The sequence below is a fragment of the Pseudomonas sp. HMSC08G10 genome (assembly GCF_001808425.1).
GTDB classification, from domain to species: domain Bacteria; phylum Pseudomonadota; class Gammaproteobacteria; order Pseudomonadales; family Pseudomonadaceae; genus Aquipseudomonas; species Aquipseudomonas guariconensis.
In genome coordinates this window covers 86,991-110,023 of record NZ_KV793321.1, presented here as the reverse complement: position 1 = coordinate 110,023, position 23,033 = coordinate 86,991, and the positions used below count along the sequence as shown (strand labels likewise).

At 60.1% G+C, this 23,033-nt stretch carries 21 protein-coding genes; 14 read left to right on the top strand and 7 right to left on the bottom strand.

Annotated features, from left to right (window positions below):
- Positions 1–4: 4 nt before the first annotated feature.
- Complete coding sequence (gene nth, locus HMPREF3173_RS17695) at positions 5–643, top strand: endonuclease III (RefSeq protein WP_070575027.1); 639 nt, start codon at positions 5–7, stop codon at positions 641–643.
- Between the two features lie 104 nt (positions 644–747).
- On the top strand, positions 748–924 hold the full coding sequence (locus HMPREF3173_RS24630; RefSeq protein ID WP_043213055.1) for a PA3496 family putative envelope integrity protein: 177 nt from the start codon (positions 748–750) through the stop codon (positions 922–924).
- Between the two features lie 45 nt (positions 925–969).
- On the opposite strand, the gene HMPREF3173_RS17690 is transcribed toward HMPREF3173_RS24630, so the two are convergent.
- Positions 970–1,602: a response regulator transcription factor gene (locus tag HMPREF3173_RS17690; RefSeq protein ID WP_043213052.1), complete on the bottom strand. Its 633-nt coding sequence runs from the start codon at positions 1,600–1,602 to the stop codon at positions 970–972.
- 366 nt (positions 1,603–1,968) lie between these two features.
- Between HMPREF3173_RS17690 and HMPREF3173_RS17685 the strand changes: the two genes are divergently transcribed.
- Entirely contained in the window at positions 1,969–2,430 is a 462-nt protein-coding gene (locus HMPREF3173_RS17685) for a hypothetical protein (protein WP_070575024.1), read from the top strand.
- Between the two features lie 57 nt (positions 2,431–2,487).
- Here the strand turns inward: HMPREF3173_RS17685 and HMPREF3173_RS17680 are convergent, their stop codons facing one another.
- Together HMPREF3173_RS17680 and HMPREF3173_RS17675 are read right to left on the bottom strand one after the other, a co-directional pair.
- On the bottom strand, positions 2,488–3,705 hold the full coding sequence (locus HMPREF3173_RS17680; protein ID WP_043213048.1) for an argininosuccinate synthase: 1,218 nt from the start codon (positions 3,703–3,705) through the stop codon (positions 2,488–2,490).
- 128 nt (positions 3,706–3,833) lie between these two features.
- Entirely contained in the window at positions 3,834–4,811 is a 978-nt protein-coding gene (locus HMPREF3173_RS17675; protein WP_070575021.1) for a flagellar protein MotY, read from the bottom strand.
- Between the two features lie 130 nt (positions 4,812–4,941).
- Between HMPREF3173_RS17675 and pyrC the strand changes: the two genes are divergently transcribed.
- Positions 4,942–5,988: a dihydroorotase gene (gene pyrC / locus HMPREF3173_RS17670; RefSeq protein WP_070575018.1), complete on the top strand. Its 1,047-nt coding sequence runs from the start codon at positions 4,942–4,944 to the stop codon at positions 5,986–5,988.
- A gap of 56 nt (positions 5,989–6,044) precedes the next feature.
- Positions 6,045–6,656, top strand: a complete 612-nt coding sequence (rnt, locus tag HMPREF3173_RS17665; protein WP_230387848.1) for a ribonuclease T — start codon at positions 6,045–6,047, stop codon at positions 6,654–6,656.
- Between the two features lie 61 nt (positions 6,657–6,717).
- Here the strand turns inward: rnt and HMPREF3173_RS17660 are convergent, their stop codons facing one another.
- The gene (locus HMPREF3173_RS17660) at positions 6,718–7,320 is read right to left on the bottom strand and encodes a peroxiredoxin (RefSeq protein WP_043206522.1); all 603 of its coding nucleotides are present in this window, start codon (positions 7,318–7,320) and stop codon (positions 6,718–6,720) included.
- Between the two features lie 213 nt (positions 7,321–7,533).
- Here HMPREF3173_RS17660 and HMPREF3173_RS17655 point away from each other — a divergent pair, with 213 nt between their 5' ends.
- Together HMPREF3173_RS17655 and bfr are read left to right on the top strand one after the other, a co-directional pair.
- Complete coding sequence (locus HMPREF3173_RS17655; protein WP_043206521.1) at positions 7,534–7,755, top strand: bacterioferritin-associated ferredoxin; 222 nt, start codon at positions 7,534–7,536, stop codon at positions 7,753–7,755.
- 202 nt (positions 7,756–7,957) lie between these two features.
- The gene (bfr, locus tag HMPREF3173_RS17650) at positions 7,958–8,431 is read left to right on the top strand and encodes a bacterioferritin (RefSeq protein ID WP_043206520.1); all 474 of its coding nucleotides are present in this window, start codon (positions 7,958–7,960) and stop codon (positions 8,429–8,431) included.
- Positions 8,432–8,535: 104 nt separating this feature from the next.
- Here bfr and grxD read toward each other — a convergent pair whose 3' ends face one another.
- Entirely contained in the window at positions 8,536–8,871 is a 336-nt protein-coding gene (gene grxD / locus HMPREF3173_RS17645) for a Grx4 family monothiol glutaredoxin (protein WP_043206518.1), read from the bottom strand.
- A gap of 421 nt (positions 8,872–9,292) precedes the next feature.
- Between grxD and argF the strand changes: the two genes are divergently transcribed.
- Together argF and HMPREF3173_RS17635 are read left to right on the top strand one after the other, a co-directional pair.
- Positions 9,293–10,213 (top strand): ornithine carbamoyltransferase, encoded by a 921-nt coding sequence (gene argF / locus HMPREF3173_RS17640; protein WP_070575012.1) that lies wholly within the window; start codon positions 9,293–9,295, stop codon positions 10,211–10,213.
- A complete protein-coding gene (locus HMPREF3173_RS17635) occupies positions 10,210–11,319 on the top strand; it encodes an ABC transporter ATP-binding protein (protein ID WP_070575010.1) in 1,110 nt (369 codons plus the stop codon). The genes argF and HMPREF3173_RS17635 overlap by 4 nt, the downstream gene beginning before the upstream one ends.
- A 79-nt stretch (positions 11,320–11,398) precedes the next feature.
- Here the strand turns inward: HMPREF3173_RS17635 and ybaK are convergent, their stop codons facing one another.
- Positions 11,399–11,869, bottom strand: coding sequence for a Cys-tRNA(Pro) deacylase (ybaK, locus tag HMPREF3173_RS17630; RefSeq protein ID WP_070575007.1), 471 nt, complete (start codon positions 11,867–11,869; stop codon positions 11,399–11,401).
- 302 nt (positions 11,870–12,171) lie between these two features.
- Between ybaK and HMPREF3173_RS17625 the strand changes: the two genes are divergently transcribed.
- The 4 genes from HMPREF3173_RS17625 to glpD all read left to right on the top strand — a co-directional run bounded on the left by HMPREF3173_RS17625 (position 12,172) and on the right by glpD (position 17,291).
- Positions 12,172–13,023, top strand: coding sequence for an MIP/aquaporin family protein (locus HMPREF3173_RS17625; RefSeq protein ID WP_070575004.1), 852 nt, complete (start codon positions 12,172–12,174; stop codon positions 13,021–13,023).
- A gap of 65 nt (positions 13,024–13,088) precedes the next feature.
- Positions 13,089–14,579 carry a glycerol kinase GlpK gene (gene glpK / locus HMPREF3173_RS17620; RefSeq protein ID WP_070575001.1) on the top strand — a complete coding sequence of 497 codons (1,491 nt, stop codon included), beginning with the start codon at positions 13,089–13,091 and terminating at the stop codon, positions 14,577–14,579.
- Positions 14,580–14,740: 161 nt separating this feature from the next.
- Complete coding sequence (gene glpR / locus HMPREF3173_RS17615) at positions 14,741–15,496, top strand: DNA-binding transcriptional repressor GlpR (protein WP_043206512.1); 756 nt, start codon at positions 14,741–14,743, stop codon at positions 15,494–15,496.
- Positions 15,497–15,752: 256 nt separating this feature from the next.
- Positions 15,753–17,291 carry a glycerol-3-phosphate dehydrogenase gene (gene glpD / locus HMPREF3173_RS17610; RefSeq protein WP_070574998.1) on the top strand — a complete coding sequence of 513 codons (1,539 nt, stop codon included), beginning with the start codon at positions 15,753–15,755 and terminating at the stop codon, positions 17,289–17,291.
- A 52-nt stretch (positions 17,292–17,343) separates the two neighbouring features.
- Here the strand turns inward: glpD and HMPREF3173_RS17605 are convergent, their stop codons facing one another.
- Positions 17,344–21,726, bottom strand: coding sequence for an NEL-type E3 ubiquitin ligase domain-containing protein (locus HMPREF3173_RS17605; protein ID WP_070574995.1), 4,383 nt, complete (start codon positions 21,724–21,726; stop codon positions 17,344–17,346).
- Between the two features lie 325 nt (positions 21,727–22,051).
- Here HMPREF3173_RS17605 and HMPREF3173_RS17600 point away from each other — a divergent pair, with 325 nt between their 5' ends.
- Positions 22,052–22,969: a glutamate/aspartate ABC transporter substrate-binding protein gene (locus tag HMPREF3173_RS17600; protein ID WP_043206509.1), complete on the top strand. Its 918-nt coding sequence runs from the start codon at positions 22,052–22,054 to the stop codon at positions 22,967–22,969.
- The last annotated feature ends 64 nt before the right edge of the window (positions 22,970–23,033 follow it).

Here is a 23,033-nt window from a genome sequence, read left to right as displayed (position 1 = left end):
GCCCATGAATGCTGCCAAACGCCTGGAGATCTTTCGCAGGCTGCACGAAGACAATCCCGATCCGAAAACCGAACTGGCCTACACTACGCCCTTCGAATTGCTGATCGCCGTGATCCTATCCGCCCAGGCAACGGACGTCGGCGTCAACAAAGCCACCGCTCGCCTGTATCCGGTGGCCAATACCCCCGAGGCGATCTACGCACTGGGTGTCGAAGGGCTTAGCGAATACATCAAGACCATCGGCCTCTACAACAGCAAAGCCAAGAATGTCATCGAAACCTGTCGTTTGCTGATTGAGCACCACGGCAGCGAAGTGCCACAAACTCGTGAAGCTTTGGAAGCACTGCCGGGTGTGGGTCGCAAAACCGCGAACGTAGTGCTCAATACCGCTTTCCGTCAGCCCGCCATGGCGGTTGATACGCATATTTTCCGGGTCAGCAACCGCACTGGCATCGCCCCTGGCAAGACGGTGCTGGAGGTGGAAAAGAAACTCATGAAGTTCGTGCCCCGAGACTACCTGCTCGACGCTCATCACTGGTTGATCCTTCATGGTCGCTATGTATGCCAGGCGCGCAAGCCTCGCTGTGGCAGCTGTCGAATCGAAGACTTGTGCGAGTACAAACACAAGACTTCTGACGATTGATGCAATAGAAAGAAAGGGTTCTACACGATTGAAAAAATCTTTTTTACCGGAATCGGGTTTCTCGCTATAAGGACGGCCAACGGCCCCTTGGCTTGGAGTGACTCATGAGTACCGATAAAGACGAGCTGTCAATCGACGATGAATTTTCCACCTCGGAAGACGACGCAGAGCCTCAGGTGGAACCTGCAAAGACCAATTTGAGCAAGCGCCGCACCATCGACAACCTTCTCGAGGAGCGGCGTCTGCAAAAGCAACTCGCCGATTTTGATTACGACCTGTGACGGGTCGGATATCCTAGATAGCCTCCTTTGCGGAGGCTTCGTGTTTCAGGGACGGGATAAGCCATGGCGCTGGGCGAGCTCGATGAGGTCGACCAGCGAATGAGCATTGAGCTTGAGTAATAGACGCGTCTTGTAAGTGCTCACCGTCTTGTTGCTGAGGAACATGCTGTCGGCGATTTCTTTGTTGCTCTTGCCGCTGGCCAGCTCCTTCAACACCATCACCTCTCTGCCGGAGAGGCGCTGGACCATTTCCTCCTCGCTACCGCCCTTCACGCATCCACGAGCTTTGTGCAGCGCCTGATTGGGGAAATAGCTGTATCCAGACAACACGGCCTTGATCGCACTGAGCAACTCCGTCAGGTCTTGCTGCTTGCACACATACCCGGCAGCACCGGCCTGCATGCAACGCATCGAAAAATGTCCCGCCGCCTGCGAGGTCAGTACTAACACTTTGCTGCCTGGACTGATGCATGCCATACGGCCGATGACTTCCAGCCCATCCAGCTTCGGAATACCAATATCGAGTATCACGATGTCCGGAAGGTGCTCCCGGATCAATTGCAAGGCATCCACACCATTGTCGGTTTCCGCCACCACGTCGTACCCGTGCCGTTCCATCAGCATGCGTACGGCCAGACGAATTACCGGATGATCATCCACGATAAGCACTTTATTCATGCGGCATCCATTGGTTCACTATTACAACTCCAAAGCATTACGATAACCGAGCTGACTGCCTTATGGCGCAGCGAATTGCCGCTCATCAGCAAGCAGAGAGCGCCCCTACATAAATTAAAGAATTTTCCTACAAGCCTAGTTACTTAAAACTTTTGCTCCCAGGCGCCACCTATAAAACTAACAATAAGGAATATAAAACCCCACCTCCATAACGCTTCTAACTTGAAGGAATTCTCGATTCAGGCGGGGTAACTTTAGAAAATACAGATGACATGAAGCGTCATGTCGCTTCCACGGGAAACAGCTCTATCTTTTCATCAGGCTCAAAACAGGCGAGAGATAGGCAAACATTCGTGGGCAAGCACCATGCAAACAGACTCCATCAGCCCCTTGGCTATCATCGCCATCTTTGCAGGCATCATCGAAGCTTCTGCGCTGGCGACGTTGCCTTTTCTCAGTGAGAACAGTCAGGAAATCTACACGTGGTTCCTGGTAGGCTTTCCCTTCTTCCTGACTATGCTGTTTTTCCTGACCTTGAACTTCAACAATCAATCTTTGTATCAACCTCCCCTACCGGAGACGGCAGAAAAGACCGACCCTCAGAGCTCCCTTTCATCCCCTCCTGAACACGTCTCGCCAGAACAGCCCCTGAGCATCACCCTTTCCGAGCCAGACACACGCAAGATCGTCGAAACCCACATTCTGCGTGCCATCAACCAACCTCATACGCTCCCTCGCAGTTGGGTTCTCGAAAACCTCGAGACCGGTGTTCGCATCCATCTCTCGATCAATGTCGAGGGCACAAACGAAAAACATGAGCAGCCCTGAAATCCAGGCAAAAAAAACCCCGGCACACGGCCGGGGTTTTCGAGGTGCTCGCAAAGATCAGAGCAGCGAACGGCCCTTGTTGGCGGCAATGCGCATACGCAGGGCGTTGAGCTTGATGAAGCCCGCGGCATCGGCCTGGTTGTAGGCACCGCCATCTTCCTCGAAGGTCGCGATGTTGGCATCGAACAGCGAATCGTCCGACTTGCGCCCTACGACAATCACGTTGCCCTTGTACAGTTTCAGGCGAACGACACCGTTAACGTTGACCTGGGAAGCGTCGATCATCTGCTGCAGCATCAGACGCTCCGGGCTCCACCAATAGCCGGTGTAGATCAGGCTGGCATACTTCGGCATCAGCTCATCCTTCAGGTGAGCGACTTCGCGGTCCAGGGTGATCGACTCGATGGCACGGTGAGCCTTGAGCATGATGGTGCCGCCAGGGGTTTCGTAGCAACCGCGGGACTTCATGCCCACGTAGCGGTTCTCGACGATGTCCAGGCGACCGATGCCGTTGGCACCGCCGATACGGTTAAGCTCGGCCAGTACGGTGGCGGGGGTCATCTCGACGCCGTCGATGGCGACGATGTCACCATTGCGGTAGGTCAGCTCGATGTAGGTGGGCTGATCCGGGGCGTTTTCCGGAGACACGCTCCAGCGCCACATGTCTTCCTCGTGCTCGGTCCAGGTATCTTCCAGGACACCGCCTTCGTAGGAGATGTGCAGCAGGTTGGCGTCCATCGAGTACGGCGATTTCTTCTTGCCGTGGCGCTCGATCGGAATGCCGTGCTTTTCGGCATAGTCCATCAGCTTCTCGCGGGACAGCAGATCCCACTCACGCCAGGGTGCAATGACCTTTACGCCTGGTTTGAGCGCATAGGCGCCCAGCTCGAAGCGTACCTGGTCGTTACCCTTGCCGGTGGCACCGTGGGAAATGGCATCGGCGCCGGTTTCGTTGGCGATTTCGATCAGACGCTTGGCGATCAGCGGACGGGCGATGGACGTACCCAGCAGGTACTCGCCTTCGTAGACGGTGTTGGCGCGGAACATCGGGAAAACGAAATCACGCACGAATTCTTCGCGCAGGTCATCGATGTAGATTTCTTTCACGCCCATCGCCTGAGCCTTGGCGCGGGCCGGTTCGACCTCTTCGCCCTGCCCCAGGTCAGCGGTGAAAGTCACCACTTCGCAGTTGTAGGTATCCTGCAGCCACTTGAGAATCACCGAAGTATCAAGGCCGCCGGAATACGCCAGTACGACCTTTTTTACGTCCGCCATGCCATCACTCCACGGGGTTGTACGGAAAGCGGTTGATTCTACCGGCCCCATTGAAATATTTACAATGGGGCGACAGCTTGTGACGACAAAGCGACAGGAACAGTCAAGACCGCGACCAGCGGTCGCATTCAGGCGGTTTTGCCCGCACGTGGGCCAGCCGCGGCCGCAGCCGGGGTTGCAGGGGCGGTGGCGGGAGGCGTCGCCGGCGGTTGGCCAGCGGGCTTGTCGGTGGGGGCTTCCACGGGTTTTTCCACCGGCGCGACGCGATCCAGCTGGATGCTCACCCGGCGGTTGCGCGCCCGGTTGGCGGCACTGTTGTTGCGCGCGAGCGGATATCGCTCGCCGTGGAAGCGCACGGTGATCTGCTCCTGTGGCACGCCATGGGCCTTGAGGTAATCGGCGACCGCCAAGGCCCGGCGCCGCGATGTGTCGCGGTTGGTCAGCCGATTGCCGCTGTTGTCGGAATGGCCATCGAGCTCGATGTGATTCACCGAAGGGTCGGCCTTGAGGTAATCAAGGATCACATCCAGTCGCGCCCTGGCAGCACTGTCCAGCTCGATCCCACGGGGGAAGCTCACCTGGGTCTGGCGAATCTGGTCGAAGTTCATCGGCAGCAATTTGCTGGCGCACACTTGGTAGTCGCTGTAAGCCTTGGCGAAACTCACAGGCAGCACACGCACTTCCATGGGCCTGCCAGCTTCGCCCGTGTAGTTGCGCACCACCGTGCTGCGACCATCGAGCAGGCCATTGATCAGTCGGCTGGCCTGGCCCTGGGACGAGGTGAACAACACCCCCGTGCGGCCCATGCGCACTGAGCCGAGATTGATATCACCGCGACCTGGCTGCCAAGGCGCTGCTGCCGCCAGCAAAGTCGCACCGCCGGCTCCCAATGCGTTGGTGTCCGAACGCAATTGGAAGATCGGCTGCTCACCGGCCCGACGCACGAACTCGCCACTACCGAAACCGTCGATCGGCTGGACAAGGCGGCACTCGAACTGATCCCCTTCGACGTTCCAGGTAACGTTCTCCACGCGAGTCTGGAAGGTCAATGCCCCGGCCGGCAGGCTGGCAAACAGGGTGAACAGGGCTAGGTAACGCTGGCGCACGGGCGGCTCCATTGATTCTGACGGCTTACCTGCAAGCTATCGGACGCCGGCAGGAAAACTTGATAGCCGTGCTCGAACGAGGGTTTTCCGGTAGCATTGGCACACGAGTTCGACCCGCCTGGAATCCCCAATGTCCGATCGCCTGACCCTCCTGCGCCCCGACGACTGGCACATCCATCTGCGCGATGGTGCCGTCCTGCCCCACACCGTTGGCGACGTGGCGCGCACCTTCGCCCGCGCCATCATCATGCCCAATCTCGTCCCACCGGTCCGCAATGCCACCGAGGCCGGAGCGTATCGTGAGCGCATCCTGGCCGCACGTCCGGCCGGCAGCCGATTCGAGCCTTTGATGGTGCTGTACCTCACCGACCGAACCAGCGCCGAGGACATCCGCGCGGCCAAGGCCAGCGGATTCGTGTATGCCGCCAAAATGTACCCGGCCGGCGCCACTACCAACTCCGACTCGGGGGTGACCAGCCTGGACAACATCACACCAGCGCTCGAAGCCCTGGCCGAGACCGGCATGCCGCTGCTGGTGCACGGAGAGGTGACCCGCCCCGAGGTCGATGTGTTCGACCGCGAGAAGCGCTTCATCGACGAGCACCTGGTTCGCCTGGTCGAGCGTTTCCCGACCCTGAAAGTGGTGTTCGAGCACATCACCACCGCCGATGCCGCGCAATTCGTCCTGCAGGCCCCGGCCAACGTCGGCGCGACCATCACTGCCCAGCATTTGCTGTACAACCGCAACCACATGCTGGTGGGCGGTATCCGTCCGCACTTCTATTGCCTGCCGATCCTCAAGCGCAACACCCACCAGGTAGCCTTGCTGGATGCGGCCACCAGCGGCAACAGCAAATTCTTCCTGGGGACCGACTCGGCACCGCACGCCCGTCATGCCAAGGAAGCCGCCTGCGGTTGCGCCGGCTGCTACACCGCCTATGCCGCCATCGAGCTGTATGCCGAGGCGTTCGAGCAACGTAATGCGCTGGACAAGCTCGAAGGCTTCGCCAGCCTCCACGGCCCGGCCTTCTATGGCCTGCCGGCGAACACCGACACCATTACCCTGGTTCGCGAGGAGTGGACTGCCCCGGACAGCCTGCCACTGGGCGACAATACCGTGATCCCCCTGCGCGCAGGCGAGAAGCTGCGCTGGCGTCTGCTGGAGGGTCAGGCGTGAGCGAAGCGTTCTACGAAGAAGACCAGGAAGGTCAAGGCAGCGGCGCTCGCCATCCGATGGCCGAGCGTTTCCGCGGTTACCTGCCCGTTGTGGTGGACGTTGAAACCGGCGGTTTCAATAGTGCGACCGATGCCTTGCTGGAAATCGCCGCAGTCACCATCGGCATGGACGAAAAGGGCTTCCTGTTCCCGGAGCACACCTACTTCTATCGGGTCGAGCCTTTCGAAGGGGCCAACATCGAGCCGGCAGCCCTGGAATTCACTGGCATCAAGCTGGACCATCCGCTGCGCATGGCGGTGAGCGAGGAAACGGCGCTCACCGACATCTTCCGCGGCGTGCGCAAGGCGTTGAAGGCCAATGGCTGCAAACGGGCTATCCTGGTCGGGCACAACAGCAGCTTCGACCTGAACTTCCTTAATGCCGCGGTGGCGCGCACCGACCTCAAGCGCAATCCGTTCCACCCGTTCTCCAGCTTCGACACGGCCACTCTGGCGGGCCTGGCCTACGGCCAGACCGTACTCGCACGGGCCTGCCAGAGCGCCGACATCGACTTCGACGGTCGCGAGGCCCACTCGGCCCGCTACGATACGGAGAAGACCGCCGAGCTGTTCTGCGGCATCGTCAACCGCTGGAAGGAAATGGGCGGCTGGCGCGACTTCAACGATTGAGCTCAAATCCGACGCATAAAAAAACCGGCCACGAAGGCCGGTTTTTTTATGCGCTTGGCAATTACAGCTTGCCAGCGTTCTCGCTCAGGTAGGCAGCAACGCCCTCTGGCGAAGCAGTCATGCCTTTGTCGCCTTTCTTCCAGTTGGCCGGGCACACTTCGCCGTGCTCTTCGTGGAATTGCAGAGCATCGACCAGACGCAGCAATTCGTCCATGTTACGGCCCAGAGGCAGGTCGTTGACGATCTGCGAACGGACAACGCCGTTCTTGTCGATCAGGAAGGCGCCACGGAAGGCCACGCCGCCTTCGGATTCGACGTCGTAGGCCTTGCAGATGTCGTGGGCGATGTCAGCTGCCAGGGTGTACTTGACCTGGCCGATGCCGCCTTTGTCGACTGGGGTGTTACGCCAGGCGTTGTGGGTGAAGTGCGAGTCGATCGACACGCCGATCACTTCCACGCCGCGCGCCTGGAAGTCAGGGATGCGGTGGTCCAGAGCGATCAGCTCGGACGGGCAGACAAAGGTGAAGTCCAGCGGGTAGAAGAATACCAGGCCGTACTTGCCTTTGATGGCCGAAGCCAGGTTGAAGCTGTCGACGATCTCGCCGTTGCCCAGCACAGCTGGAACGGTGAAGTCAGGGGCTTGTTTACCAACGAGTACGCTCATTCGTGATCTCCTGAGGGTGGTGAAATACCGATGCCTGGGTGGGCGGGGCCGCCCGGCATCCAGCAAAGGCCGCCCATCATACACGGCTTCTGGTGACAGGCCGAATCCAACCACCGGTCGCTCTAGACGGACGCTTACCGAAAGTTCTTTGACACGCATTCTCATTACCATTAAGCTCCAACCCATCGAGCCTAACCAGCGATGGTCTCCCCTATGTATGTGTGTCTTTGTGTCGGCGTCACCGACGGACAGATCCGCGATGCGATCTATGAAGGATGCTGCAGCTACAAGGAAGTCCGAGCCGCCACCAACGTGGCCAGCCAGTGCGGCAAATGCGCCTGCCTTGCCAAGCAGGTCGTTCGCGAGACGTTGACTGAACTTCAGGCCACCCAGCACGCTGCCCTGCCCTACCCTGTTGAATTCAACGCGGCCTGAACACACCCAATCAAGAAGAACCGGACCCAGTGTCCGGTTTTTTTATGCCCAGAATTCAAGAAGTTAGCGTCCTAACGCGGTTCACAAACATTCTTATTTCTATTAATTTTCACTTACTATTCAATTACTTAGGTTTGACAGAGGCCGTTGGCGGGATCAGACTTCTTGTATTGACACACTTCAACAAGGGCAGGAACCCGACATGAAAGGCGACGTAAGCGTCATCCAGCATCTCAACAAGATCCTCGGAAACGAGCTGGTCGCAATCAACCAGTACTTCCTGCACGCACGTATGTATGAAGACTGGGGCCTGAACAAACTCGGCAAGCACGAGTACAAGGAGTCCATCGATGAGATGAAGCACGCTGATAAACTGATCAAGCGTATTCTCTTCCTCGAAGGCATCCCCAACGTTCAGGACCTGGGCAAGTTGCTGATCGGCGAACACACCAAGGAAATGCTCGAATGCGATCTGAAGATCGAGCAGAAGGGCTTGGCCGACCTTAAGGCTGCGATCGCCCACTGCGAGACCGCAGGCGACTTCGGCTCTCGCGACCTGCTCGAGGATATCCTCGAGTCCGAGGAGGAACACATCGATTGGCTGGAAACCCAATTGGGTCTGATCGAAAAAATTGGTATCGAGAACTACCTGCAATCGCAGATGGGCGAAGAATAAGTTTCGCCAGCAATGAAAAAGCCCCGCCATATGCGGGGCTTTTTCATACCTGTCAAACCTTGTCAGCCCCGCCGGATTGTTCTGTCGCGGGGCTGGCGGCAAGATCAGGCTTCGGAGGCCTTGGCCTTGGCGGCGGCTTCCTTGATCAAGGTTTGCAGCTCACCCTTCTCGAACATTTCAAGCATGATGTCGCTGCCGCCGACCAGCTCACCCCCGACCCACAGTTGCGGGAAGGTTGGCCAGTTGGCGTACTTGGGCAGGTTGGCGCGGATTTCCGGGTTCTGCAGGATGTCGACGTAGGCAAACTTCTCGCCACAACCCATCACGGCCTGCGCAGCGCGCGCCGAGAAGCCGCACTGCGGGGCATTCGGCGAGCCTTTCATGTAAAGCAGAATGGTGTTGTTGGCGATCTGCTCTTTGATTGTTTCGATGATATCCATGAAGCACCTCGGCTGAACTTTCCGACGCAATCGTCGGCACGGTGACGCATTGTAACGGAAAGCCGAGCAGCATGCTCGGCCTTGCCGGCACCACAGCGGCCTTCACATAGGTATCGACGCCGCGCAATGCCTTGAACATCCTCCGACCTGTGCCGCGCGATTCGCGACAAGGGGTTTGCCAAACCGCCGGCAAGCCGTGTACAACCCCTGTAGAAAATAAAAAACAGCTGCCCTACAAGGGGTTATGACATCCGCAGTAATAGAGCAGCTGTTTCCCCTCTTGGTTTGAGGCGACATTTAATTATAGTATTGCGCCTTCCCCTATTCCGTCCGCCTCGTGCGGCTTACGCCGCAGGTCACTCCCGTTGTCAACAAAACCATACGGTCGACCTGCAAACCGTTGCAGATAAGGTAGTCAATCATGAGCGCTAGGCACTTTCTCTCCCTGCTGGATTTCACCACCGACGAATTGCTCGGTGTGATCCGCCGAGGCATCGAGCTGAAGGATCTGCGCAAACGAGGCGTGCTGTTCGAGCCACTGAAGAATCGCGTACTGGGGATGATCTTCGAAAAATCCTCGACCCGTACCCGTGTCTCCTTCGAGGCTGGCATGATCCAACTGGGCGGCCAGGCGATCTTCCTTTCGCCGCGTGACACCCAACTGGGTCGTGGCGAGCCGATCAGCGACAGCGCCATCGTCCTGTCGAGCATGCTTGACGTGGTGATGATCCGCACCCACGCCCACAACACCCTGACCGAATTCGCCGCCTATTCGCGCGTCCCGGTGATCAACGCCCTGTCCGACGAGTCGCACCCGTGCCAGTTGCTGGCCGACATGCAGACCTTCCTCGAGCACCGCGGCTCGATCCAAGGCAAGACCGTGGCCTGGATCGGCGATGGCTTCAACATGTGCAACTCCTATATCGAAGCGGCCCACCAATTCGACTTCCAACTGCGCATCGCCTGCCCGGAAGGCTATGAGCCCGATCCGCGCTTCCTCCAACTGGGTGGCGATCGCGTGACCATCGTCCGCGACCCCAGAGAAGCCGTGCGCGGTGCACACCTTGTGACCACCGATGTCTGGACTTCCATGGGCCAGGAGGAGGAAACTGCACGGCGCCTGGCGCATTTCGCGCCCTACCAGGTCACCCGCGAACTGCTCGACCTGGCGGCACCCGACGCCCTGTTCATGCATTGCCTGCCCGCCCACCGTGGCGAGGAAATCAGCCAGGACCTGCTCGACGACCCACGTTCGGTCGCCTGGGACCAAGCTGAAAACCGCCTGCATGCGCAGAAGGCCCTTCTGGAATTCCTTGTAGAACCGGCTTACCACCACGCATGAGTCATCCGCTACTGCTTAACCTGCGCAACCTGGCCTGTGGCTATGGCGACCAGCGCATCGTCCAGAACCTAAATCTGCACCTCAATGCAGGCGACATCGGTTGCCTGCTGGGGTCTTCAGGCTGCGGCAAGACCACCACACTGCGCGCCATCGCCGGTTTCGAGCCGGTGCATGAGGGCGAGATCCAGCTGGCCGGCGAGGTCATCTCCCGCGCAGGCTTCACCCTGGCGCCGGAGAAACGCCGCATTGGCATGGTGTTTCAGGACTATGCACTGTTCCCCCATTTGACCGTCGCACAGAACATCGCCTTCGGTATCGGGAAGCATCCCCGTCAGGGCGAGGTGGTCGACGAAATGCTGGAGCTGGTCAAGCTCGGCGGCCTGGGTAGTCGTTACCCCCACGAGCTGTCCGGCGGCCAGCAGCAACGGGTCGCCCTGGCTCGGGCTTTGGCGCCGGAACCCCAGTTGTTGCTGCTTGACGAGCCCTTCTCCAACCTGGACGTGGAGCTGCGCCGGCGTCTGAGCCATGAGGTGCGCGATATCCTCAAGAGCCGCGGCACCAGCGCCATCCTGGTTACCCACGATCAGGAGGAAGCTTTCGCCGTGAGCGATCACGTGGGCGTGTTCAAAGAAGGCCGCCTGGAGCAGTGGGATACTCCTTACAACCTCTATCACGAACCGCAAACGCCGTTCGTCGCCAGCTTCATCGGCCAGGGCTACTTCATCCGTGGCCAGATGAGCAGCCATGATGCGGTCAATACCGAACTGGGTGAGTTGCGCGGCAATCGTGCCTACACCATGGCGCTGGGCAGCTCGGTGGACGTGCTGTTGCGTCCGGATGACATCATCCACGCGCCGGACAGCGATTTGCGGGCAACCATCATCGGCAAAAGCTTCCTCGGCGCGTCGACGCTGTATCGCCTGCAGCTGCCCACCGGTAGCCAGCTCGAGGCGATCTTCCCGAGCCATATCGACCATCAGGTCGGTCAGGATGTCGGCATCAGCGTGGCAGCAGATCACCTGGTACTTTTCCCGGTACCAGGCAGCGTGGCGGCGCAGTTGCCACGTCAGGAGAACGGGGTTCGCCGCTACAGCTCGGCAACCTGAGCCACCCGACAGGGGCCGCTGGGCGGCCCATTCCTGATTGTCCGGAGCACCTGCTTCCCTCCATCCAATCCGCTAAGGGTCAGCCTCGCCCGATCCCGGCGAACTTCCCTTGGGTATGCTCGGCCAGCACCGCCGCCGCCAGCTCCACCTCAAGCCCGCGTCGCCCGGCGCTCACATGGATGCTCTCGAACTGCTGCGCAGAATCGTCGATGAAAGTACGCAGGCGCTTCTTCTGGCCCAGCGGGCTGATCCCACCCACCAGGTAGCCCGTGGCACGCTGCGCCGCCACCGGGTCGGCCATCTCACACTTCTTCACCCCTGCCGCATGGGCCAACGCCTTCAAATCCAGCGTGCCTCCCACGGGCACCACTGCCACCAGCAATTCACCTTTTTCACTGCTGGCCAACAGGGTCTTGAACACCCGCTGCGGGTCGAGCCCTAGCTTCTCTGCGGCCTCCAAGCCGTAGGAGGCAGCCTTGGGGTCATGTTCGTAGCTGTGCACGCGGTGTTCGGCACGCGCCTTCTTCAAAAGATCGAGGGCGGGGGTCATGTACGGCTCCAGTCGAGGGCAAGTCGCCGGCTACTTTAGGACAAATCCCACAGAGCGACCAGCGAACCGAGCTCCACCGTGTCTGGCTCGCGGATTCACGCTTGATACAGGCAGTCAGATTGTGAATGACGGTTCACTTTCGACCTTTGACATCAGCGTTTCTTGTCTATATTTTTTCGTTTTTGAATAAATGGCGCCCTTTAAAGGTGCGTTTCCCACATTCGCCCGGGGTTTATGGGGATAGACACCGAGCCTTTTGTCGAGCGCCCAGTGCCTCACAACAACAAGAAACGAGGTTTCACATGACGACTGCTCTACGACAACCCACCCTTTCAAGCCAATGCCTGGCCGAGTTCCTCGGCACCGCCTTGCTCATCTTCTTCGGTACCGGTTGCGTCGCCGCCCTCAAGGTCGCGGGCGCCAGCTTCGGTCTCTGGGAGATCAGCATCATCTGGGGCATTGGCGTCAGCATGGCGATCTACCTCACCGCCGGCATTTCAGGGGCTCACCTGAACCCTGCCGTGAGCATTGCCTTGAGCCTGTTCGCCGATTTCGACAAGCGCAAGCTGCCCTTCTACATCCTCGCCCAAGTCTGTGGCGCCTTCTGTGCCGCAGCGCTGGTCTACACGCTGTACAGCAACCTGTTCTTCGATTTCGAACAGACCCACGCGATGGTTCGTGGCAGCCAGGCCAGTCTGGAGCTGGCCTCGGTATTCTCCACCTATCCACACCCGTCTCTGTCCATTGCCCAGGCCGTAGTGGTCGAAGTGGTGATCACCGCCATTCTCATGGCCGTGATCATGGCGCTGACCGACGACAACAACGGCTTGCCCCGAGGCGCCATGGCACCGCTCTTGATTGGCTTGCTGATCGCAGTGATCGGCAGCGCCATGGGCCCGCTCACCGGCTTTGCGATGAATCCGGCCCGGGATTTCGGGCCCAAGCTGATGACCTTCCTGGCTGGCTGGGGCGAAATCGCCTTCACTGGCGGGCGTGACATCCCCTACTTTTTGGTTCCGGTGTTCGCACCGATCCTAGGCGCCTGCCTGGGCGCCGCCCTGTATCGGGGCCTGATCGCCCGCAATTTGCCGACGGTGCAACCTGCGAACCTACAAACAGACGATAATCCTCAGGGCAAGACCCAGGTCTCCTGATGCCGCCGCCGGGCCAATTGCCCGACCAGCCCTGACTTCCCCCAATTTTGTGCAAGGCCACCGACATGACAGATACCCAGGACAAGAACTACATCATCGCCCTGGACCAGGGCACCACCAGTTCGCGGGCCATCATCTTCGACCGCGACGCTAACGTGGTCGGCACCTCGCAGCGCGAGTTCGCCCAGCACTATCCCCAGGCTGGCTGGGTCGAGCACGACCCGATGGAAATCTTCGCCACCCAGAGCGCGACCATGGTCGAGGCGCTGGCCCAGGCTGGCATCAGCCATGCCCAGGTGGCCGCGCTAGGCATCACCAACCAGCGTGAAACCACTGTGGTCTGGGACAAGGAAACCGGCCGCCCCGTGTACAACGCCATCGTCTGGCAGTGCCGGCGCAGCACCGAGATCTGCGAGCAGCTCAAGCGCGAAGGCCATGAGGCGTACATCCGCGAAACCACCGGGCTGGTCACCGACCCCTATTTCTCCGGCACCAAGCTCAAATGGATCCTCGACAACGTCGAAGGTGTCCGTGAGCGTGCCGAACGGGGCGAACTGCTGTTCGGCACCATCGATACCTGGCTGATCTGGAAATTCTCGGGCGGCAAGGTTCATGTCACCGATTACACCAACGCCTCGCGCACCCTGATGTTCAACATCCATACCCTGCAATGGGACGACCAGCTGCTAGAGATCCTGGGTATTCCTCGCCAGATGCTGCCCCAGGTACGCCCATCGTCCGAGGTCTATGGTCACACCAAGAGCGGCATCGCCATTGCCGGTATCGCCGGCGACCAGCAATCGGCCCTGTTCGGCCAGATGTGCGTCGAACCCGGTCAGGCCAAGAACACCTACGGCACGGGCTGCTTCCTGCTGATGAATACCGGCAAGCAGGCGGTAAAATCGTCCCACGGCCTGCTCACCACCATCGCCTGCGGCCCGCGGGGTGAAGTGGCCTATGCCCTGGAAGGCGCAGTATTCAACGGCGGCTCCACCGTGCAGTGGCTACGCGACGAGCTGAAGATCGTCAACGATGCCTATGACACCGAATACTTCGCCAGCAAGGTCAAGGATAGCAATGGCGTCTACCTGGTACCCGCCTTCACCGGCCTCGGCGCCCCCTATTGGGACCCCTATGCCCGTGGCGCGCTGTTCGGGCTGACCCGCGGTGTCAAGGTCGATCACATCATCCGGGCAGCCCTGGAATCGATCGCCTTCCAGACCCGCGACGTGCTCGATGCCATGCAGCAAGATTGCGGCCAGCGCCTGAGCGAACTGCGCGTCGACGGGGGCGCAGTGGCCAACAACTTCCTCATGCAGTTCCAGGCCGATATCCTCGGCACCTGCGTCGAACGACCGAAAATGCGCGAAACCACAGCCCTGGGCGCAGCCTACCTGGCAGGCCTGGCCTGTGGTTTCTGGAGCGGACTGGACGAACTGCGGGACAAGGCCATCATCGAGCGCGAGTTCAGCCCACAACTGGAAGAAGCACAGAAAGAAAAGCTCTACAAAGGCTGGCAGAAGGCTGTGGAGCGCACCCGCGACTGGGAAGAGTAGGCTGCAAGCTGCAAGCTGCAAGCTGCAAGCTGCAAGCCAAGCATAGGCACGTCGCCCAACCGAACGCTGCTTTTTCTTATGGCTTGTAACTTGTAGCTTGTAGCTTATAGCCGCCTTTGGTTTCATTGCAGAATTTGTCCGGCAGCCCCAAAGGACCGCCCATGAATCTGCCTCCCCGCCAACAACAAATCCTCGAACTGGTGCGCGAGCGCGGTTACGTCAGCATCGAAGAAATGGCGCAGCTGTTCGTCGTCACCCCACAAACCATTCGCCGTGACATCAACCAGCTCGCCGAGGGCAACCTGCTCCGACGCTACCACGGCGGCGCAGCCTACGATTCGAGCATCGAGAACACCGCCTACGCCATGCGTGCAGACCAGATGCGCGATGAGAAGCAACGCATCGCCGAAGCCGTGGCCCGGCAGATTCCCGATCATGCCTCGCTGTTCATCAATATCGGCACGACCACCGAGTCGATCGCCCGCGCCCTGCTCAATCACAACCATCTCAAGGTCATCACCAACAACCTGCATGTGGCAGCGATACTCGGCGCCAAGGACGATTTCGAAGTCCTGGTGGCTGGCGGTACCGTGCGCCGCGACGGCGGGGTCGTGGGCCAGGCAAGCGTCGACTTCATCAACCAGTTCAAGGTCGACTTCGCCCTGGTCGGCATCAGTGGCATCGACGAAGACGGCAGCCTGCTCGATTTCGACTATCAGGAAGTACGGGTTTCCCAGGCGATCATCAACAACGCCCGTCAGGTCATCCTGGCTGCCGACTCGAGCAAGTTCGGCCGCAATGCCATGGTTCGCCTGGGTTCGATCAGCCTGGTCGACTGCCTGGTGACCGACCAGCCCCCAACCCCCGCCCTCACCCAATTGCTCAACCAGCACAAGATTCGCCTAGAAGTCGTCTGATCCTGGCCGCCGGAATCCAGCAGATCCTGGGCTGCCTCGCAGCCCATCACAGGCAAGGTCCTCACCGGCCCACCCCCAGTGCTCGCATGCGCCGAATACGGCGCCTCCTATGTTCGCTATTGTTCATTTTCTTGTTCTCTGATCAGTTTTTTCTATAGCGACTGACTGGATAACGGCTATTCGTTGCGCTAGTATTTTCGAAAATGAACATCAATGTTCACTTTCGATGTGAACTGCGCCCTCAGGAGGCCTTGCCGTGTCCCAGCCCGCTTCGTCCCAGCCGCCCCTCGCCGATTGTTACGACCTCGCTGTGATCGGGGGAGGCATCAATGGCGTGGGCATCGCCGCCGACGCAGCGGGACGCGGCCTGAAGGTGTTCCTTTGCGAAAAAGACGACCTGGCCAGTCATACGTCCTCGGCCAGTAGCAAGTTGATTCATGGCGGCCTGCGCTACCTCGAGCACTATGAGTTCCGTCTGGTCCGTGAGGCCCTGGCAGAGCGCGAGGTGTTGCTGGCCAAGGCACCGCATATCGTCAAACCCATGCGTTTCGTCCTGCCCCACCGCCCACACCTGCGCCCAGCCTGGATGATCCGCGCGGGCCTGTTCCTCTACGATCACCTGGGCAAGCGCAAGCGCCTGGGGGCCTCGCGCAGCCTGCGCTTCGGCCCTGGCAATCCGCTCAAGCCCGCCATTACCCGAGGTTTCGAGTACGCCGATTGCGCCGTGGACGACGCCCGTCTGGTGGTGCTCAATGCCATGGCTGCCCGTGAAAAAGGCGCGCACATCCATACCCATACCCGCTGCCTGCACGCAGAGCGCGTCGATGGGGTGTGGGAGGTGGCACTGCAACAGGCCGACGGCAGCCAGCGCACCATCCGCGCCCGCGCCTTGGTCAACGCCGCCGGGCCTTGGGTAGCCAGCTTCATCAAGGACGATCTCAAGCTCGACGCGCCTTACGGCATCCGCCTGATCCAGGGCAGCCACATCATCGTTCCGCGTCTGTACGACGGCGAACACGCCTACATCCTGCAGAACGAAGACCAACGCATCGTCTTCGCCATCCCGTACCTGGAGCGCTTCACCCTGATCGGCACCACCGACCGTGAGTACAGCGGCGACCCAGCCAAGGTAGCCATCACCGAGATGGAAACCGACTACTTGCTCAAGATCGTCAACGAGCATTTCAACCATCAGCTCAGCCGCGCCGATATCCTGCACACCTATTCCGGGGTACGCCCGCTGTGCAACGACGAATCCGACAATCCGTCGGCCGTCACCCGCGACTACACCTTGGCGCTGTCGGCCAGCGACGGCCAGGCACCTCTGCTGTCGGTCTTTGGCGGCAAGCTCACCACGTACCGTAAGCTGGCCGAATCGGCCATGGGCGAACTCAAGCCATTCTTCACCCAGATGCGTGATAGCTGGACGGCCACCGCCCCACTCCCAGGCGGTGAAAACATGACGACGGTTCAAGCGCTGGTCGATGCGGTATTGGCCCGCCACGGCTGGCTGCCGGTGGATATCGCCAAGCGTTGGGCAGTGACCTATGGCAGCCGGGTATGGCGCCTGATCGAAGGCGTGAGTGGTCCCGAGGACCTGGGCCAACCAATCGGTGGCGGCTTGTTCAGCCGTGAAGTGGACTATTTGATCGCCCAGGAATGGGCGGTGCAAGCCGATGACATCCTCTGGCGCCGGACCAAGCTGGGGCTGTTCACCAGCCTGGCTGAAAAGCAGGCACTGGCCGATTACCTGCACCGCGCCCACTCCAACCGAGCCGCCGAGCAGGCAGCCTGACCCTCAAGCCCCCTGGCATGGCGCCCGCGCAGCCAGGGGGCTGACAGCCAGCCTATGGCTTGGCGCGCATGTAGACCTCCCGGGCCAGCGCCTTCACCAGCTCACGTTCGGCCCGGTTGAACTCATCAGCCATCTCCTTCAGCCGTCTTGCGTATTCCCCTTCCGTGATCCGGTCCGTAGCCAGCTTATCGTCGAGCGAATCCAGCTCTCCCCAAGACGCCTGATGCACCGCCTCGAAGCGCTGCGCATAGTGTTCCCTGACGTAGTGCGCCCAGAACGGGCGTTGAGCGAGCGAGTCGATAAAGGCGTCATCATTTTCCAGCGAGAGCACCCGCGCTTGAGCGATTTCCACGTCGTGCTTGGTAAGCCTGGAAAAACGCCCGAAATGCATCCAGTCCTTTTGCAGCGGCAGACCGATCCATTCATAGAGCGCGACCCGGTAAGCCAGCTCCGTCTCAACCGGATCCACCACACCCGTCTCTTGCCCCAGGGCAAGTTGCATTTCCCGTTCAGACTCCAGCCGGGCGACGTGCTCCTTGGCAATCCGGTCGATCTCATCCAGTCGGAACAATGGACGTGCCAGGCCAAGCAAGGTGCTTTCCACCTGATCCTTCGCAACGCCGAGAATGGCCTGTTCGGCAAGCACGGCCTCTTCGGCGTGACGCAGCGTCAGCAACAATCTGTCATCACAGCCGCGGGGGCCATCCATCATCATGAACAGCCGCTGGCGCAAGGGCTCACGCTCGGCACACGCTTGCAGCAATGACCAGATGCGGGCGCGAAAGCGCTGCGGATTCCTCGTGAAATCCCGCGAGCTGGCAAAGTCAGCCAGAAACTGGAACAACGATGCCGAACCAGGCTCCTCCTGCAACGTCTCCCAGAGTGCCTGCCTGCGCAGGCTCTGTTCATCCGCTCCCTCATCCAGCCACCGCGCGCGCAGCGCAGCGTCGACGACAGCATGCTGGTAACCGGGGTTCTCCTGGACATCCTCGCCCGCGATCGCCCTCACCGGCGCCAACGACACATCGCCCGAGCTGGAGGACCCTTCGCTGCCGCTGTGCGAGGGCGGATTATCGTGCAGCAGCACCCGCTCGAGTCGGTGGCGAAGCCTGTGGTTGTCACGCTGCAGCAACTGAATACGATTGCTGCGCAAGTCCACCAGTGCAGCCAGTGGGAGTCGCTCCGGCAACGCCATCAACCCCGTCGCCCGCAAGCTCATCTCGCGCAGGTGGCGCAGGTGGCTCAGGTCCGGCGCGCGGCCGAGTTCGCCATTATGGCTGAGGTTGAGATGCTGAAGGCGCGCCAGGCCACGCAGGCAGCGTTCCCCGGCTTCATCCATGACGATGAGATTACGCGACAGATCGAGCCACCTGAGCTGCCCAAGGTGTTCCAGGCCCTGAGGTACGCGGGCAAGGCGATTACCCCTCAGATCGAGCTCACGCACATTGGCGAAGCGGTGCAGAAAATCCGCCTCGATGTCGGACAGTTCCATGTTGCGCAGAACCAGCCGCTCGACGTGATCGAACCTCACCCCTTCAGGCAAGGTCGGCAGCCCGCCGACCCGCTCTCCGTCGATTACCAGGACGTAGGAGCCATCTTCATTGACGATCTTGCGTCGCCAGCTACGCCTGATCTGGTCGGCGACCCGACGACGACGCAGACGAGTGAACAGCCCGCTGGCCTCGTTGCGCCAAGCCTCCAGCCCCGTGCGCAACTGCTCCAGATGCAGCGACAACATCGAAAAGTGCTCGTACAACCCCAATCGACGGGTGCGCAGCTCACGAATGTAGGCATCGAGCTGCAGCGCGCTCAAGGTCGGGAAAATCCGATGGATGCCTCGCACGATGGCCGATCCATCGACAGCCCCTCTTCCGCTGAGCGCATACCCCACCTGCCCATCGCCGAAGCGCAGCGGGGCACGTAGGGCCTTCGCATCGCCCATACCAAGGCACTTGGCAACCCGATCACGCGACTCGCTGGCATACGCTGCCAAGCGATTTTCCAGGGCGTCGACCTGCTTTCCCGCAATACCCAACGTACGTTTTTGCGTGTCGCTCAACAGGCCGAACAACAACGACATCAAGTCCTGCTCGCCCTCCTGTCCCTGAAGCGTGTATTGACTACCCGAGCGGATGATCTGCCGTAGCCTGGCGGCCTGCGCCTTGCCCTGTTTGGCCAGCAGCGGTCCCTCGATCGAGCCTTCGCGAATCTCGATCCGCAAATCCGCAGGCCAGGGCGCCAGCAACTCGATCAACTCAAGCGCCAGACGCTGGGTGTCGGCATTGGTCGCCCTGAACAGGCGCAGCCCGGCGCAGGCGCGGTCGAGACGGCTCTCGCGCAGATACCATCGAGCACGTTCGGCCAATGCCAACGGCACTCGCTCGCGGGTCTCCAGGCGGGTGATTTCGGCGCCAGTGGCCTGGGCACAAATTTCCCGCGCACAACGAAGCGACAACCCCGGAAAATCCCGCAGCAATTTGCTTTGCGCTGGACCGCCCAAGGGTTCGCGCTCCTTGAACAGCGCCTCGAGCTCAGCGCCCCCCAGATGAGCATGCTGCTGATGCAGTTGATGACGCTTCAGCGCATCGAGCAATCGCGCAGGCGCCCCCTGGTTTTCGAGGTGCAATTGGCGTATCTGCGCCTCGCTGTAACCGGTCGCCTGCAACAAATGCTTTGCCGTTTCATCGGAAAGGTCAGACAAGCGCCCGCTCAGCCGCCGAACCAAGGTACCGGCACCGCTCCAGGTCCGCGGCTGCTCGAATTCGTGGCGCCAGCCCCCTGCTCCGTTGTCTTCTATACGCGGCGTGTACATATCAGCACGCGTGGGATGACGCAGGCGCCCGCCACGCTCGGTCTGCAGCCGGTAGAGCTGATTGTCGTCATGCAGCAACCATTGTTCTTGCGGGGTTTGAGCATTGTGGCTGGCGGGGTCTAGCTGGTAACTCTCGAGCGAGCCGTCGAACAGCTTCACCTTGCCCTGACGGGTGCGAACCAGGCTGAGCTTATCGACGAATGCCACTGGCTTGAGCGCCTTTACCGCCACCGATACCCCTTTAGCCAGCAGCGCTCCAGCGACCATGCTCTCGGCCACCCCAAACACATGGGCGATAGCCCCCTGACGATCGCCCAGGTTCCAATCCTCGTAACCTTCATAGAACTCGCTGGCGATCTGCGCCAGGGCCACAGGCAGCAATGCCTCCCCCAATACCGGAACGAACAGCGAAGCGATATTGAGTACATTCAGGCCCAAGGACTCGTAACCGCTTAGCCGTTCGTTACGATCGTTTTCGTCTTCCTGGCCTGTCGGCACAGCGAGCACACGTGCATCGTCGAAAATCTTGTCGATCTGCGAGTCAGCCAGAAAGACTCTCAACCGCTCTCCTATCGATTTGTCCTTTTTTGCAATGATCGGCTTATGTCCGCCGGTCAATGTCGCCAACCGTTCGTGCGTCCAGCCCTTGGACTGCTCGGCCAGACGGGTGAAGAACTTGACGCGGTCGGCCTCGCTGACGAATCGGGCGAAAAACTGCCGATAACGACGGCTGACCAAACGCCTGGCCAGCCCGTCGTAGACCGCCTGCCAGGAATCAAAACGCTTTACCGGACAATCCGGATCATTGGGCACCCAGACGATCACACCTTGCAACGCCCCACCATCAGCCGCACTGGCCGCTGCGCAGACCACGCCATGAATGGGTACGCCCAATAAATACAGGTGCCGAAGCTCCACGTTGGACGAGGTTGCCGGCACGATTGACGGAAACGCCATCAAGGCCAGCATGCACTGGAAGCTGTGCTCATCCAGCTCGCCCTTGAGCTGCGCCGAGCGCACGGCGACCTCAAGGTGCGCCTGTTGGTTTTCCTGGAACAGGCGATACACGGCGTCAGCACCGTCTTTGGGTTTGAGAACCGCCTTGAGTTTTTCCTGGTACTTCGCGCCGATGTCCAGCTCTCGGCAGCGCCCGGCGAAGGCATGAAACCCCAAGGCCATCCGCTTGCCCGAACGCGTGCGCAGATACCCTTTGCGAGTGTCGGAAGGCCGGGTCTCGACCAGATGAAAGTTGTGCAGCGCAGCGACCAATAGGCTTTGTGTCGATGATGGAACGAACTGGCGCGTCGAAAGTATTAAAGCAAAGGACGGCATGACCGGACGCCGCCAGATACACACCTGGCTGTGCCTGACGTCAGGGGCCGCTTCACCCAGTTGCACCAGCTTTTCACGTAAAAGCGGCTCGGCGAACGCCTCGATCGAAGGAATCTGCGCCAGCACCGGGCGCAAGGCAGCTACCGCACGCTCTTGCCTGAGCAATGCCTTGTGAAACGCACGCAAGCGATCGATGCTGTGCAGGTGGCCGTCCTCACGGCGCAACCAGCTTGGCATCTGTTGCGCGAACAAGGTGTCGATGGAATCGTCAGATGGAGCGGAATCAGGCATGTGCAATCTCGAGCGGTTGAAAAGCTCGATCTCATCAATTGCTTGCCCCGGTGGCGCAGTACCGGGGTACCACCCAGGCCCCTCATTCGGATTTCCGAACACGCAGAGGGTATTCATTCGGAAATCCGCACGCCTGCTCTGGCAAAAAACGGTAAAAAAAAGCCTCAAAACCAGTAATTTCGCGGCGATATGATCGACAGCAGGGCTTGGCACGACTCATGCTCTACACTTGGTAGCCGAATGCACCACGTTTGCTGCTGTATTCGTGGAACGAAGAGTCCGCCAACGGCTCCATAAAAAAAACAAACACGTCGAGGAAAATTTGATGCGCATCGTTCGTCAATTGCTGGGCGCCGCCATCGCGGCCGCTGTCATCGCATCGCCTGTCATGGCCGAAGAACTGACCGGCACCCTGAAGAAGATCAAGGATTCGGGCACCATCACCCTGGGCCACCGCGACTCCTCCATTCCATTTTCCTACCTGGCCGGCAAGCCAGAGCCTGTGGGCTATTCCCACGACATCCAGCTGGCCGTCGTCGACGCGCTGAAAAAGCAACTGGGTACGGACATCAAGGTCCGCTACAACCTGGTCACCTCCCAGACCCGCATCCCGCTGGTGCAGAACGGCACCGTGGACCTTGAGTGCGGCTCCACCACCAACAACGTCGAGCGCCAGCAGCAGGTCGGCTTCTCGGTCGGCATCTTCGAAGTCGGCACCCGCCTGCTGACCAAGGTCAAGGACGGTCAGCCAGCCTACAAGGACTTCCCGGACCTGGCCGGCAAGAACGTGGTGACCACCGCCGGTACCACCTCCGAACGCATCCTCAAGGCGATGAACGCCGACAAGCAGATGAAGATGAACGTGATCTCCGCAAAAGACCACGGCGAAGCCTTCAACATGCTCGAAAGCGGCCGCGCCGTAGCCTTCATGATGGACGACGCCCTGCTCGCCGGCGAAATGGCCAAGGCGCGCAAGCCTGCCGACTGGGTCATTACCGGCACCCCGCAGTCCTACGAGATCTATGGCTGCATGGTGCGCAAGGGTGACGACGCCTTCAAAAAAGCGGTCGATGACGCCATCGTGGCGTACTTCAAGTCTGGCGCGGTCAACAAGAGCTACGAGAAGTGGTTCCAGCAGCCGATTCCGCCAAAAGGCCTGAACCTGAACTTCCCGATGAGCGAAGAGCTGAAAAAGCTGATCGCCGAGCCGACCGACAAGGCGGCGGACGAGAAGAAGTCCTGATCCCCAGCCAGTGGCCTGTTGCTCGACCCGAGCAGCAATCAACCCGACAGGCCACTCATTAGTG

What these genes read in the sequence shown, in the direction of transcription:
- nth (WP_070575027.1), top strand. Translation starts at nt 5, where the DNA reads ATGAATGCTGCCAAACGCCTGGAGATCTTTCGCAGGCTGCACGAAGAC.
- HMPREF3173_RS24630 (WP_043213055.1), top strand. Translation starts at nt 748, where the DNA reads ATGAGTACCGATAAAGACGAGCTGTCAATCGACGATGAATTTTCCACC.
- HMPREF3173_RS17690 (WP_043213052.1), bottom strand. Translation starts at nt 1,602, where the DNA reads ATGAATAAAGTGCTTATCGTGGATGATCATCCGGTAATTCGTCTGGCC.
- HMPREF3173_RS17685 (WP_070575024.1), top strand. Translation starts at nt 1,969, where the DNA reads ATGCAAACAGACTCCATCAGCCCCTTGGCTATCATCGCCATCTTTGCA.
- HMPREF3173_RS17680 (WP_043213048.1), bottom strand. Translation starts at nt 3,705, where the DNA reads ATGGCGGACGTAAAAAAGGTCGTACTGGCGTATTCCGGCGGCCTTGAT.
- pyrC (WP_070575018.1), top strand. Translation starts at nt 4,942, where the DNA reads ATGTCCGATCGCCTGACCCTCCTGCGCCCCGACGACTGGCACATCCAT.
- rnt (WP_230387848.1), top strand. Translation starts at nt 6,045, where the DNA reads ATGGCCGAGCGTTTCCGCGGTTACCTGCCCGTTGTGGTGGACGTTGAA.
- HMPREF3173_RS17660 (WP_043206522.1), bottom strand. Translation starts at nt 7,320, where the DNA reads ATGAGCGTACTCGTTGGTAAACAAGCCCCTGACTTCACCGTTCCAGCT.
- HMPREF3173_RS17655 (WP_043206521.1), top strand. Translation starts at nt 7,534, where the DNA reads ATGTATGTGTGTCTTTGTGTCGGCGTCACCGACGGACAGATCCGCGAT.
- bfr (WP_043206520.1), top strand. Translation starts at nt 7,958, where the DNA reads ATGAAAGGCGACGTAAGCGTCATCCAGCATCTCAACAAGATCCTCGGA.
- grxD (WP_043206518.1), bottom strand. Translation starts at nt 8,871, where the DNA reads ATGGATATCATCGAAACAATCAAAGAGCAGATCGCCAACAACACCATT.
- argF (WP_070575012.1), top strand. Translation starts at nt 9,293, where the DNA reads ATGAGCGCTAGGCACTTTCTCTCCCTGCTGGATTTCACCACCGACGAA.
- HMPREF3173_RS17635 (WP_070575010.1), top strand. Translation starts at nt 10,210, where the DNA reads ATGAGTCATCCGCTACTGCTTAACCTGCGCAACCTGGCCTGTGGCTAT.
- ybaK (WP_070575007.1), bottom strand. Translation starts at nt 11,869, where the DNA reads ATGACCCCCGCCCTCGATCTTTTGAAGAAGGCGCGTGCCGAACACCGC.
- HMPREF3173_RS17625 (WP_070575004.1), top strand. Translation starts at nt 12,172, where the DNA reads ATGACGACTGCTCTACGACAACCCACCCTTTCAAGCCAATGCCTGGCC.
- glpK (WP_070575001.1), top strand. Translation starts at nt 13,089, where the DNA reads ATGACAGATACCCAGGACAAGAACTACATCATCGCCCTGGACCAGGGC.
- glpR (WP_043206512.1), top strand. Translation starts at nt 14,741, where the DNA reads ATGAATCTGCCTCCCCGCCAACAACAAATCCTCGAACTGGTGCGCGAG.
- HMPREF3173_RS17605 (WP_070574995.1), bottom strand. Translation starts at nt 21,726, where the DNA reads ATGCCTGATTCCGCTCCATCTGACGATTCCATCGACACCTTGTTCGCG.
- HMPREF3173_RS17600 (WP_043206509.1), top strand. Translation starts at nt 22,052, where the DNA reads ATGCGCATCGTTCGTCAATTGCTGGGCGCCGCCATCGCGGCCGCTGTC.